Source organism: Kribbella endophytica, assembly GCF_054781295.1.
Genome location: NZ_BAAGUR010000001.1, coordinates 1,146,869 through 1,159,654, shown reverse-complemented (window position 1 = coordinate 1,159,654; position 12,786 = coordinate 1,146,869). Strand labels below are relative to the sequence as shown.

Sequence of the window (12,786 nt, the reverse complement as noted above, 5' to 3'; positions counted from 1 at the left end):
CCATCTACCAAGTACCGACCCTTGAGCGGTGGTCGGCACTTGGTAGGTGCCGGCGTGCTAACTTCTGCGAAACTTGTGCGCCCGCTAGCGTGGGTGAGGTGATCACCGTCGAGCGTTCCGTCACCGTGGACCGGCCGGTCGAGGTCGTCTTCGGCTACCTGTCCGACTTCGAGACCACCACCGAGTGGGACCCCGGCACGGTCCGCACCACCCGGATCTCCGGCGACGGCGGCCCTGGTACGACGTACCAGAACGTCTCGAGCTTCAACGGCAAGCAGACCGAGCTCGAGTACGTCGTCCAGCAGGTCGACCCGAACCGCCTGTTCCAGGTCCGCGGCCAGAACAAGACCATCGCCGCACTGGACACGATGACCTTCCACGCCGACGGCGACCGCACCACGGTCACGTACCGCGCCGACTTCACCCTCAAAGGCCTCGCCCGCCTGGCCGAGCCGTTCCTCAAAGCCCCGTTCAAGAAGCTCGGCGACGAGGCCGAAACCGGCCTCCGCGACACCCTGAACAAGCTCCAGGGGTAGAGAGTCGGGTCCCGGTCCTAGGCCACCGCTCCGGTTGGCTGGACAAAGCCCAGATGAGGTAGCAGGAGCCCGAAAACAGTGCTGCCGAGCGGGGGAGGTACGGCGTTGCCGATCATCGTCGCGAGGTCAGTGCGTTGGGTGACCGTGGAGAAATCGAAATAGTCCGGAAACCCCTGAATCCTCGCTGCTTCGTGCGGTGTGAGCGCGCGAGCCTTCGCCGGGTGCATATACCGGCCCTGCCCTATCGACCCGTACCCACTGGTCAACGTCTGCGCTGGCTTGTCCCAGTTCAGTCGCCCGTACATCGACTTGTAGGAATGGTCGTCATTCTGATGGCAAACAGGGCGCAAGTTGTTCGGTAGGTCGAAGAGGTCGTTGTCGAGCAGGTAACGCATCCGGGACTGGTTCTCCGGACTGGATCGTGGTGCCTGGTCGAAGCTGGGGCCGTCCTGATCCTCAAGGTCACCGATCGCCCATCGGAGATCATGAGGATCGTCGATCTTGTCCAGCGAGTCGAAGATCTCCATCGGCGTGGGAAGCGTCGCCGCTGTCGCTAAGAGCAAATGGCGCTTCCGCCTCTGTGCGACGCCGAGCCGATCGAGGGCGATAACTCGATCCTCCACTTGATAGCCGAGCTGGCTCAGAGCCTGGCGGACGGTGGAGACGACGTTGCGTCCCTGATACTTGTCATGCTGGACGGCCGGCACGTTCTCAATCAGTACGACCTGAGGGCGGAGGACTTCTGCGGCACGGGCCATGTAGCCGTAGAGCATGTTCTTCGGGTCGTTCCGGCGCGTGTGGTTGTTGAGGTTGCTGTGGCCCTGACATGGCGGCCCGCCTACGAGTGCATTGATCGAGCCGATCTTCTGGGCCAAGTCCCGCTCGCCGTCGGTGATTGCCCGTCCGACGGTGTCACCGAAGAACGCCTCGACGGAGGCGTTCTCGATGACGGCCTTCGGGAAGTTCGCTTCGTACACCGCGGTGGCCGAAGCGTTGAAATCCACCGCCAGCGGGATCTCGAGTGCGGCGCCGGCCGCGGCCACGGCCTGGGCCACGCCGAGAGTCAGCCCACCACAACCGGCGAAGAGATCCACCAGCCGGAATGCCTCGGATCCCGATTCGAATTCGGGACGGTCGCGCGTTGCCAGAGTCCTGTAACGCATGCGATCCGAGGCCATCGTCAAATGCTACTCGAGCGTTCTTGTGGTGATGACCACGACTCACGGTGTCGTCTCGTCTCGCGCTGACCGAGTGGAGACAGGACCACTTGCTGTGAGCTGGTGCATGCCATGGGTGACCCGAGGCCGGTCGGGTGACGTCTGCGGGACGAGTCCGCCGCCGTATCTGGGACGAGGCGTCGGAATCGGCCTCCTCGATGGCGTCGGTGACTGCACAACGGACCTCTTGAGAGTCGAAGAATTCGTTGGTAGGGATCTGCGGGCGGCTGGACGCGGTGGTAGGGGCTACTCCGCAGGCAGGCCCAGCACTCAAGTAAGGACAACCTCGCTTGAGCAGAAGCTACGCGCGGAAGACATGCCGATCAGGGGTAGAGCCTGCACCACCCTCGATCCGGGCGTGGACGGGATGGGGGCGCGGGGCCGGAGACGGAAGGGTTGGAACCACCAGATTCCGACTCTCCCGGAGGACCTCCGATGAAGCGAAACAGCCGTGTCGCCGCCGCCCTGACGGCTGCCGCCCTGCTCAGCGCCGCCGCGTTGCCCGCGGCAACCGCAGTGGTTGCGCCGCCGCACAGCGCGGTCAACGCAGTCACTCAGAACCCCATGCCGGCGCTCAACCGCGCGGCGTACCCGTTGCTCTCCACCAAGGCCACCGGCCAGTTGTACGACCTGAAGCCGCTCGTCCGCATGGTCGGCGACGCGCAGGTCGTCGGCATCGGTGAGGCGACGCACAACTCCAGCGAGTTCTTCACGCTCAAGCACCGCGTTTTCCGGGCGCTCGTCGAGCAGCGCGGGTTCACCACCTTCGCACTCGAGGCGAGCTGGAGCACCGGCGTCGCGCTCGACCAGTACGTCGTGCACGGCGTCGGCGACCCGCGCGCGATCATGCAGCACGAGTTCCAGGGCTCGTACGAGTTCTGGAACGCCGAGGAGTACCTCGACCTGATCGAGTGGATGCGGTCCTACAACCAGGCCCACGCCCGCAAGCTCCACTTCGTCGGCGACGACCTCGGCTACATCTCGCCCGCGACGCTCGACCTCGTCACGTCGTACGTCGGCAAGGTCCGGCCGGCGCTGGTCCCCAAGATCACCAGCGCGTACGCCGGAATCCGGTCGGACGCGAACGCGGCCGACTTCCTCACCGAACTGGTCGCCAAGCCGCTCGCCGAGCGCCAGAAGACCGAGGTGGCGACCCGCCAGGCGCTGGCCGCGGTCGAGTCCCTGCCGAAGAGCGAGGCGCAGACCTGGGCCGCGCAGCACGCCCGCGCCGCCTGGCAGGTCGCGAAGTTCGTCTCGTACGACATCGTGGACCCGAAGGTGCTGCCGTCGGCGATGCTGTTCCGCGACGAGGTGATGGCCGCGAACACGGTCTGGTGGACCAAGCACACCGGCGCCAAGGTCGTGCTCGGCGCGCACAACGGGCACATCGCGCTGACCTCGTCGATGCCGGCCGAGTACCCGAAGATCCAGGGCGAGTTCCTCCGCGAGCAACTCGGCCGGCGCTACGTGCCGATCGGCCTGAGCTTCGACCACGGCTCCTTCAACGCCCGCGACATCAACGACGTCAACGGCGCGATCCGCAAGTTCACGGTCGAGCCCGCCGCACCCGGCAACAACGAGCACACCCTCGACAAGGTCGCCTACCGCGACTACTACGTCGATCTCCGGACCTTGCCCCGCAGCACCAAGACTTGGCTGACTCAGGAGCGCCCCACCCGAGACATCGGCACGGCCTACCCCTGGCCCGATTCGCCCGTCGCGCTGGCAGCGTCGTACGACGTACTGATCCACCTCAACAAGGTGACGGCCGCCCACCTGCGCTGAAGAAAAGAACAGAGAAAAACAGAAGGATCTGGTTAGGTGGCGAACGTGGAGCTGCCGGCTGAGGTACTGGACGACATCGCCAGGGTGGTCGGGACAGAGGCCACACTTCTCAGTCGCCTGCCCGGAGGCTTCGATGTGGGTGCCTTGCGCATCCAATTGGCCGGGAGGCCGGATGCGGTGCTCAAAGCATGGCCCCGGGCCAACCCCGACCAGTTGGACGAGGTGTTACGAGCCCAGAGAATCATCGAGCACATGCGGAGCCGCGGCTACCCCACCCCGGCCTGCCTCGGGGTGGGGGCCACAGCCACTCATGTCTGGCATCTGATGGACTTCGTCGACGCGGCGCCCGCGCCAGAGCTGACCCCGTCCGTCATCGAGCAGTTGATGGAGATCAACGAACTCCAGGCCGGCCAAGCCTCCGAGCCCTACGACCACTGGTCGTACGCCTGGCGGCTCGCTGCCGGTCGGGAGTTCGGTCAAGATCTGGCTCCGAGTCTGTCGAGGGCTGTCGCCGAACTCTCGAACTACTCCCCCGTGGTGTCGGTCCTGGTCGAGCGCGTGCGGCGTCTGTGTGGTGACGTTCCACCACCACGAGAGGCACCCGACATGGTTCATGCCGACTTCAAGCCCGACAACGTCCTGGTCCGCGACGGGGTGGTGGTGGCGGTCGTGGATATCGGGAACGCCGGCAGCGGCACGCGAGCGACTGATCTCAACACCCTCCAGTGGCACACCTTCGAGGATCCGCAGCTGGACGGTGTCCGAAGGCGACTGCGGACGAGAATTCTCGACCTGGTCGGCCGGGACGGGGCGGTGGTCCTCGCAGCGACACAGATCCTCGTACAGCTCGAATGGCCCATCCGTCACGGGCACCACGATGTCGTTCCAGGGGTGGTCCAGCGCGGCCATCGCGCCCTCGACGAACTGACCGCGCTTCACTGACCGTCGACGGAGGGTCAGTCAGCAGACCGAAGCATCGTGCGGATGCCCACCGTCAACCCCAGCGCCCCGGTGACGATCGCCGCGACGAACCCCCACAGCACCGCCGAGGACCACACATCCCCAGCAAACAAGGTCCGCTCGGCCTCGACCAAGTACGACAGCGGGTTGAACTTCGACGCGACCCGCATCCACTCCGGGCCGGTCTCGAGCGGCAGCAGCATGCCGGACAGGATCATCAGCGGGAACAGGAACGTCTGCTGCACCACCCAGAACATCCAGTCCTGCTTGCGTACGGCGATCGCCAGCGCGTAGCTGAACGAGCCGAGCCCGATCCCGAACGCGGCCAGCAGGACCAGCCCGACGATCGCGCCGTCCAGGTGCAGGTCGAAGCCGAACGGGATCATCACCGCGATCACGATCACCGCCTGCCCGAACAGCGGCACCATCTCCTTCAGCGCTCGCCCGATCAGCAGCGACGACCGGCTCAGCGGCGTGACCAGCATCCGTTCGTGCGCGCCGGTCTGGAACTCGAACAGCAGGTTCGACCCGGTCGCCGACGTACCGAACAGCGTGGTCATCACCAGGATCGCCGGCACGAACCACTGCCAGACGCCGCCGTCCAGCGTGCCGCCCATCGAACCGGCGAGCAGCGGCCCGAACAGGCCGAGGAAGATCAGCGGCTGGATCATCCCGAACAGCAACGAGAACGGATCCCGCAGTACCGGCTTGAGCTCGCGCACCATCACGATCCGGATGTCGCGGAACAGGCTGCGCTCCTGCAGCCGGGTAGCGGGTGCGGCAACGGTGGAAACAGTCAGGGTGGTCATGCGGCGGCCTTTCCATTCGCGTCGCGCAGGCTGCGACCGGTGAGATTGAGGAACACGTCGTCGAGCGTCGGGCGGTGCACCTGAGCCGAAGCCACCGGTACGCCGTACTGCTGAGCCGCGCCGAGCAGGATCGGCAGGGCAGCGGGACCGTCGGTCACCCGCAGGCTGACCTGGTCGTCGGACACCTCGAACTCGCGCGCGCCGGGCAGCTTGTCGGCCAGCCGCCGCAGCTCCGCTTGGTTGCTAGGGGCAACGGTCAGTGCGAGCCGATCACCCGCCAGCCGGGTCTTCAGCGCGTCGGCGGTGTCGTCCGCGATCACCTCGCCGTGGTCGACCACGACCACTCGCTCGGCCATCGAGTCCGCCTCGTCCAGGTAGTGCGTCGTCAGCACGATCGTCATCGCGTACTGCTCGCGCATCCGCAGGATGTGGTCCCACAGGTTCGCCCGGTTCTGCGGGTCGAGGCCGGTCGACGGCTCGTCCAGGAACAGCAGTCCGGGCGCGTGCACCAGGCCCATCGCGACGTCGAGCCGGCGACGCTGACCACCCGACAACTCGGACACCTTGCGCTGGGCGAGTTCCTTCAGCTCCAAGCCGTCGAGCAGTTCGTCGGCCCGGCGCTTCGCGGACCGGCGGTCGAGGCCGTAGATGACGCCCTGGCCGAGGAGTTCGTCGCCGACGCGGTGCTGGTGGCCGGCGCCGTTGCCCTGGCCGACGTACCCGATCTGCCGGCGGACCTGCGACGGGTGGGTCGTCACGTCGTACCCGGCGACGGTCGCGGTGCCCGAGGTCGGGCCGATCAGGGTGGTGAGCATCCGCAGCGTGGTGGTCTTGCCGGCGCCGTTCGGGCCGAGGACCGCGACGAGCTCGCCCGGTTCGACGTCCAGGCTGATACCGCGGACCGCGTGCACGGTCTCGGTGCGGCTCACCACGAAGTCCTTGGTGAGTTCTCGGGTGCTGATCACGATCGTTCTCCTTCATCGGGGGCTGGCTCGAGGACGACATTTCCAGCAGAAGAGGACAGGTTCTGGCCGGTACTTCTGGCAATCTGAAGTCATGTCCGAGACCTCCGCACGACTCCTCTCGCTGCTGTCCCTCCTGCAGGCCCGCCGCGACTGGCCGGGTGCGCTGCTCGCCGAACGGCTGGAGGTGAGCCCGCGCACGGTCCGCCGTGACGTCGACCGGTTGCGCGACCTGGGCTACCCGGTCCGCGCGAGCAAGGGGCCGGACGGCGGTTACCGGCTCGACGCCGGGGCCGAGCTGCCGCCGCTGCTGTTCGACGACGACCAGGCGATCGCCGTCGCGGTCGCGCTGCAGACGGCAACGACTACGGTCACCGGGATCGAGGAGGGCGCGTTGCGTGCGCTGGCCACGGTCCGCCAGGTGATGCCGGCCCGGCTGCGGCAGCGCGTCGACGCGCTGCAGGTGACGACGGTCGACCGCTGGGCCGACTCGAAGCGGACCAAGGTCGACTCCGAACACTTGATCGCGATCGGTACGGCGGTCCGCGCGCGCGAGGTGCTGCGGTTCGACTACGCGTCGCCGGGCGCGTCCGAGGACGAGTGGGTGCCGCCGCGCAAGGTCGAGCCGCACCACCTGGTCACGTGGGGCGGCCGCTGGTACCTGGTCGGCTGGGACCTGGACCGGAAGGACTGGCGGACGTTCCGCGTCGACCGCATGCAGCCGAAGACGCCGACGGGTCCGCGCTTCACCCCGCGTGAGCTGCCCGAGCCGGACGTCGCGACGTACATCTCGTCCCGCTTCGCCGGCCGCGGTGATTGGCCGTGCCGAGGCGAGGCGATCCTGCAGGCCAAGGCCTCCGACATCGCCCGCTGGTCCGGCCGCGACTCCGTGGTCGAGGAGATCTCCCCGACCTCCTGCCGACTCATCCTGCCCGGCTGGTCGTGGACCGGACTGGCTGCCAACTTCGGGATGTTCGAGTGCGATCTCGAATTCGTCGGGCCGCCCGAGCTCAAGGCCGCTGCCGCCACACTCGCCGCCCGCTACACCGCTGCCGCCTCATGAGGAGTACGCCGATGGAAGAGCACGTGTTCGCCGACGCCGCCGCCTGGCACGACTGGCTCACGTCCGAGCACGAGAACTCGGACGGCATCTGGCTCGTCCTCGCAAAGAAGGGGACGACCGATCCGACAAGCCTGACGTACGACGAAGCGCTGGAGGAGGCGCTGTGCCACGGCTGGATCGACGGCCAGCGCGTCACGCGCGACGAGCGCACCTTCAAGCAGCGCTACACGCCACGGCGCGCACGCAGCAACTGGTCGCTGCGCAACGTCGGCATCATCCAGCGCCTGCACGAGCAGGGCCGGATGCGCCCGGCCGGCGTCGCCGAGGTCGACCGCGCCAAGTCCGACGGCCGCTGGAACGCGGCGTACGGCGAAGCGACCACCCGCGAGGTCCCGGCAGACCTGGCGGAGGCGCTAGCCGCCACACCGCGAGCCGAGGCGATGTTCGAGATCCTCACCAAGCAGAACAGGTTCTCCATCCTGTACCGGCTCCACACAGCCAAGCGCCCGGAAACCCGCACCAAATGGATCACCCGCTACGTCGACGAACTCACCCGAGGCGAAACCCCGTACCCCCAGAAGCGCCAGCTGGACTAGCAACGCCCGGCTCCTCAGGTCGCGTCGTGCAAAACCAACCCCAGCGTGTGTCGAAGGCCTGACCGCACAGTGCTCACGCCGTGCCGGACAGGCGCTGCTGACCAACCTCGGGTGGAGCGGACCGGGCGGTCCCGGGTGGTGAAGATCAGACCTTGACCCTGCGGCAGCGAAGTCACCGTGGCGCGGGACTGCGCTCGCGGGCGCTGTTCGACCAGCAGGAACTCGCCGCCCTCGTAATCCACAGCCGGCCGGTCCAGCCCGATCACCACCTGCAGCGGGAACACCAGGTCGCCGTACAGGTCGCGATGCAGCGCGTTCCAGTCGCCGGTCCGGTACTTGAGCAGGATCGGCGTCGGCCGCTCCTGCCCGGCGCGGTGGCAGTCGTCGAGCCACTCGTCGAACGAGTCGGGCCACGGCGCCGGCTTGCCGAGCTTGTCGGCCCAGTCGCGGGCGACGGGAAGCAGTTGCGCGTAGAACGACGCCCGCAGGTCGGCCAGCGGTTCGGGCAGGGGATAGGCGAAGTACCGGTACTGCCCCGAGCCGAAGCGGTAGCGGGCCATGTCGATCGTCGCGCGGAAGCGCTCGCCCTCGGCGTACCAGCCGCTGATCTCCTCGCACTGCGTCGGCGTGAGCAGCGGCGGGGTCAGCGCGCAGCCGACGTCGTTGAGCTCTTCGATCCAGTCCATATAGATGGAACGGCCTACAAGCTCAGAATGTGAGGACGCCCGTGTACGTGAGCGCGAACGTCCCACAGGGGAACAGGAACAGGCTGGCCAGTACGACGACCTGCTTGAAGGTCTGCCCCGGCCCGATCAGCCGCCGGTAGGCAACGACGAGGACGGGGACCATCACGACCTCCAGCGCCAGCATGCCGCGAGGGATCACGTGATCCAGCGCAGCCAGTACGACGGAAAGCGTCGCCGCCGCGATCCAGGCCGCGTAACCGATCCGGTACGTCGTACGCGCACCCAGCCGCACCGCGATCGTCTGGTACCCGGCGGCGCGATCGGCGGGCAGGTCGGCGAGCGTCGTCGGAAGGTAGAGCCCGATCGCCGCGAGCGTGCCCTGCAAGGCCATCACCCAGGGGAAGTCGCCGAGGTCCGGTGTCACCGCAGCCCACCCGGCCAGCGGGCCGAAGGCGCCCAGGGCCAGCGAGTTCGACCCGACGTCGAAGCCCGCGCGGGTCTTCAGCCGCAGCGGGGGAGCGCTGTACGCCCAGCCGAGCAGCAGCGCGAACAGCACACCGGCCGTGAAAACCCACCCGACGAACGCCGCGACCACCAACGAAACAACGCCTGCCAGCAACGCGAGCTTCTTCGCCTCGTCGACCGTCACCCGCCCGTCGAGCAGCGGCGACTTGGACTTGCGCGGGTTGAGCAGATCGCCCGGCAGGTCGTACGCGTCATTGATCGCGAGCACCGCCAGCCAGAGCAGCGGGCCCATCACCACCGCGCCGAGCAGGAGCCGCGGCCAGGCGTCGACCGGCGGAACCAGTCGGTGCGTGGCCAGCAGAATCCCCACGTAGTACGGCACGACCGACACGATCCAGAACGCCGGCCGCCCGACCAGGAGCACATCCCGCAGTCGGGGATGGGTCCGCACCGCCACCAGTGTGGTCACATGTCCACACTCCTCTTCAGCGCTGCGGAGCACCTCCCTCCAACGGGTGAATCACCTCACTCCTGAGGCTGAATGTGAGCAACGGAACCCCGTTCCAGCGCCACCCACACCGACCCGTCCGGCGCCACCGCGAGCCCGTGCGGCTCAGAACCGTCGCCCAGAGCAACGTTCTCCCGCACGACGCCGTCCGCATCGAGCCGTACGACGGAACCCGAGCCCCACAACGTGACCCAGCACCCACCATCGGCGGTCGCCACTACCGCGTGCGGCTTGGCGTCGCGATCCGGCAGCGGCACCTCGGTGATCACCCCGTCGGCATCGATCCGCCCGACCTGCCCCGCCAGGATCTCCACGAACCACACGCCGTCAGGCCCACCACTGATCCCGACCGGCCCGGCCGCGTCGGTCGGCAGGGGATAGGTCGTCACCACCCCGTCGACCGTCATCCGCCCGATCGCGTTCGCCGCGTTCAACGTGAACCACAAGTCCCCACCGCAACTGGTGATCAACGCTGGAAACGCGCCCGCCGTACCGATCGCGAACTCGGTCACCACGCCGTCGGATCCCACTCGCCCGATCTGGTCCGTATCCATCACCGTGAACCACACGGCCCCATCCGGCCCAACACAAACCCCGTACGGCGAACCGCCAACCTTCACCACCGAAGCGACACCATCACTGATCCGCCCGAGCGTGTTGTCACCCGACCGCGTGAACCACACCGTCCCGTCCGGCCCGGTCGTGATCACACTCGGCCGACTCTCCGCCGCGCCGAGCTCCACCCGCTCGACCTGATCACCGACCAGCCGCACGATCACACCCGAATGCACCAGCGTCGTCCACACCTCCTCGCCGCGCAACGTCACGCCGTACGCACCCTGCCCTACCGCGAATTCACTGACTGACAAGGGAATCCTCCTCGATCGTGTGGATATCGCCGCGCCACCGGGAGATGAAACGGCGGTCGTGGGTGACGACGACGAGCGCGCCGGGATAGCTGTCGAGCGCTGCCTCCAGCTCCTCCACGAGCACCAGCGACAGGTGGTTGGTCGGCTCGTCGAGCAGCATCCCGTCGTACTGCGACGTCAGGAGCCGTGCGAGCGCGAGCCGCCGTCGCTGGCCGGTCGACAACGCTCCGACCTTGGTCTGCAACTGATCGTGCCGGAACAACCCCAACCCGCCAGCGCCGCGATGCCGCGAGAGCGCCTTGCGCAGCGACTCATCGGGCCGAGCCTCGACGACCTCCTGAGCGAGATACCCAAGCCGCCCACGCCGCTCGACCACGCCACGATCCGGCGCCAACTGCCCAGCCAGTACGTCGAGCAACGTCGACTTGCCCGCACCGTTCGCCCCGGTGATCAGCAACCGCCCACCCGCCGGAACCTCAACGGACACAGGCCGCAGCCGTCCTTCGACAGCAACGTCAACAGCCTCAACCAGTACGCCGTCCGCAGCACCCGCCGTCCGCAACGACGCCGCGAACCGTAACGGCTTCGCCGGCACCGGCGGCGGATCCGCCTCCAACCGCCGCAGCCGTTCCTTCGCGTTGCGGATCCTGCTCCGCTCCGCCTCGTTCACCCGGCCGGTCGCGCGGTCGTACGCGACCTTGTTGTTGTCCTTCATCGGTCGCCCGTACGCCACCCGGTCCGCGGTCGTCCGCACCGTCGCCTTCATCTCCGCGACGTCGTCCTCCCAGACCTGTCGCGTCTGCTCGGCCCGGGCCCGCTCAGCCGCCTTCTCGGTGAGATAGCCGCCGTACCCGTTCCCGTACCGCGTGATCCGGTGCGTGTCGCCGTCCACCTCGAACAGCGTCGACGCGACCCGCTCCAGGAACGCCCGGTCGTGCGACACCACCACCGTCGTCCCGGCGCGCGCCCGCAGATGCTCCTCCAACCACACGGTCCCCGACAGATCCAGATGGTTCGTCGGCTCGTCCAGCAGCAGGACCTCCGGCGAAGCAGCCAGTACGGCGGCCAAGTGCAACCGCGCGAGCTCGCCTCCGGACAGCTCGGACAGCCGACGATCGCCCGGCAGGTCGGACAACCCGAGGCCGTGCATCGCCTTGGCCAGGCGCGCGTCGGCGTCGTACCCCTCACGCGCCTCGAAGGCCTGCTGCACCTCGCCGTACTCGGTCATCGCCGCAAGGTTGCCCTCAGCAAGCAATCCCTCGAGCTCACGGAGTCGGGCCTCGAGCGCCCGCAGATCGGCCAGCGCGTGATCGGCGACGGCGGCGACATCGAGGTGCAGGGGAACCGGGTTCTCCTGTGCGAGGAAGCCGAACCCGCCGTCGGCGACCAGCGTGACCGAGCCGTCGTCGGCCGGTTCGACGCCGGCGAGCAGTCGGAGCAGCGTGGACTTGCCGGAGCCGTTCTCACCGATCAGCCCGCTGATCCGTCCCGGCGGGAACGCGCAGTCGAGCTGGTCGAGCACGAGCCGGTGATCGTAGGACTTGGTGAGGTGGTGCACGGAAAGCTGCGTAGACATACGGGTCCTCCTGACGCGCGGGTTCAGACGGTGGGCCGGGTGCGGGCCACCGGAACATCGGCGGGTCAGAGGTTCACGCGCTACTCCTAAAGGCGACGAATGTTGCGTTAAGATGAAACCATGAGTGCCGTGCCCGACGCAACCCCCTTTCCCGAGCGGCGGCGCCCCGGCGGCCGGAGCGCCCGGGTCCGCACGGAGGTCCTGACCGCGGTCGAGCAGGAGCTGGCCGAGCACGGGTACGACGGCCTCACCGTCGACGGCGTCGCCGCTCGGTCAGGCGTCCACCGCACCACCATCTACCGCCGCTGGAAAACCGTCGACGCCCTCCTCGTCGACCTCCTCGAAGCCGGCCAAGACGACACCTGGACCCCCACGGACACCGGATCTCTCACGACAGATCTGGTCGCCCTCAACCGAGAACTCCACACATCTTTCGCCAGTACGTCGCCCACGAGCGCCGTGATCGCCGCAGCCTTCCGCGCCCCAGCCGCCGCAGCCGCACTCACCCGCTTCTGGGACGACCGCTACCACCGCAGCGCCGTCGTCATCTCCCGCGCACTCGCCCGCGAAGAGATCCCCAAAGACACCGACCCAGACCGAGTCCTGATGGCCGCCACCTCGCCCCTCTTCCACCAACTCGTCCTCCGCAGACAACCGATGACCCAGCAAGACTCAGACCGCTGGGCCACCGACGCCGCCGCAGCAGCCAGAGCCGGCATCTACCGAGCGTGACCGGCCCCGGCCTCGATCTCCC

13 protein-coding genes are annotated in these 12,786 nt (G+C 67.9%); 6 read left to right on the top strand and 7 right to left on the bottom strand.

The window, feature by feature from the left end:
- Positions 1-98 precede the first annotated feature (98 nt).
- Positions 99-536: an SRPBCC family protein gene (locus ACYVIO_RS05580; RefSeq protein ID WP_460649560.1), complete on the top strand. Its 438-nt coding sequence runs from the start codon at positions 99-101 to the stop codon at positions 534-536.
- A gap of 17 nt (positions 537-553) precedes the next feature.
- Here ACYVIO_RS05580 and ACYVIO_RS05575 read toward each other — a convergent pair whose 3' ends face one another.
- Positions 554-1,714: a DNA cytosine methyltransferase gene (locus ACYVIO_RS05575; protein WP_460649559.1), complete on the bottom strand. Its 1,161-nt coding sequence runs from the start codon at positions 1,712-1,714 to the stop codon at positions 554-556.
- Positions 1,715-2,188: 474 nt separating this feature from the next.
- Between ACYVIO_RS05575 and ACYVIO_RS05570 the strand changes: the two genes are divergently transcribed.
- On the top strand, positions 2,189-3,538 hold the full coding sequence (locus ACYVIO_RS05570; RefSeq protein ID WP_460649558.1) for an erythromycin esterase family protein: 1,350 nt from the start codon (positions 2,189-2,191) through the stop codon (positions 3,536-3,538).
- Positions 3,539-3,574: 36 nt separating this feature from the next.
- The gene (locus ACYVIO_RS05565; protein WP_460649557.1) at positions 3,575-4,480 is read left to right on the top strand and encodes a phosphotransferase family protein; all 906 of its coding nucleotides are present in this window, start codon (positions 3,575-3,577) and stop codon (positions 4,478-4,480) included.
- 14 nt (positions 4,481-4,494) lie between these two features.
- On the opposite strand, the gene ACYVIO_RS05560 is transcribed toward ACYVIO_RS05565, so the two are convergent.
- Both ACYVIO_RS05560 and ACYVIO_RS05555 read right to left on the bottom strand, forming a co-directional pair.
- On the bottom strand, positions 4,495-5,307 hold the full coding sequence (locus ACYVIO_RS05560) for an ABC transporter permease (RefSeq protein ID WP_460649556.1): 813 nt from the start codon (positions 5,305-5,307) through the stop codon (positions 4,495-4,497).
- On the bottom strand, positions 5,304-6,272 hold the full coding sequence (locus tag ACYVIO_RS05555; RefSeq protein ID WP_460649555.1) for an ATP-binding cassette domain-containing protein: 969 nt from the start codon (positions 6,270-6,272) through the stop codon (positions 5,304-5,306). Before ACYVIO_RS05555 ends, ACYVIO_RS05560 begins: the two co-directional genes overlap by 4 nt.
- Before the next feature lie 91 nt (positions 6,273-6,363).
- On the opposite strand from ACYVIO_RS05555, the gene ACYVIO_RS05550 reads away from it, so the two are divergent.
- Together ACYVIO_RS05550 and ACYVIO_RS05545 are read left to right on the top strand one after the other, a co-directional pair.
- A complete protein-coding gene (locus ACYVIO_RS05550) occupies positions 6,364-7,332 on the top strand; it encodes a helix-turn-helix transcriptional regulator (protein ID WP_460649554.1) in 969 nt (322 codons plus the stop codon).
- A gap of 11 nt (positions 7,333-7,343) precedes the next feature.
- A complete protein-coding gene (locus tag ACYVIO_RS05545; protein WP_460649553.1) occupies positions 7,344-7,928 on the top strand; it encodes a YdeI/OmpD-associated family protein in 585 nt (194 codons plus the stop codon).
- Positions 7,929-7,942: 14 nt separating this feature from the next.
- Here ACYVIO_RS05545 and ACYVIO_RS05540 read toward each other — a convergent pair whose 3' ends face one another.
- The 4 genes from ACYVIO_RS05540 to ACYVIO_RS05525 are packed head-to-tail and all read right to left on the bottom strand — an operon-like array spanning position 7,943 to position 12,032.
- Entirely contained in the window at positions 7,943-8,614 is a 672-nt protein-coding gene (locus ACYVIO_RS05540) for a 2OG-Fe(II) oxygenase (protein WP_460649552.1), read from the bottom strand.
- 22 nt (positions 8,615-8,636) lie between these two features.
- Complete coding sequence (locus ACYVIO_RS05535) at positions 8,637-9,548, bottom strand: UbiA prenyltransferase family protein (RefSeq protein ID WP_460649551.1); 912 nt, start codon at positions 9,546-9,548, stop codon at positions 8,637-8,639.
- A gap of 56 nt (positions 9,549-9,604) precedes the next feature.
- A complete protein-coding gene (locus tag ACYVIO_RS05530; protein ID WP_460649550.1) occupies positions 9,605-10,456 on the bottom strand; it encodes a Vgb family protein in 852 nt (283 codons plus the stop codon).
- Positions 10,443-12,032: an ABC-F family ATP-binding cassette domain-containing protein gene (locus ACYVIO_RS05525; RefSeq protein ID WP_460649549.1), complete on the bottom strand. Its 1,590-nt coding sequence runs from the start codon at positions 12,030-12,032 to the stop codon at positions 10,443-10,445. The genes ACYVIO_RS05530 and ACYVIO_RS05525 overlap by 14 nt, the downstream gene beginning before the upstream one ends.
- Before the next feature lie 120 nt (positions 12,033-12,152).
- Here ACYVIO_RS05525 and ACYVIO_RS05520 point away from each other — a divergent pair, with 120 nt between their 5' ends.
- Positions 12,153-12,764: a TetR/AcrR family transcriptional regulator gene (locus ACYVIO_RS05520; RefSeq protein ID WP_460649548.1), complete on the top strand. Its 612-nt coding sequence runs from the start codon at positions 12,153-12,155 to the stop codon at positions 12,762-12,764.
- Positions 12,765-12,786: the final 22 nt, after the last annotated feature.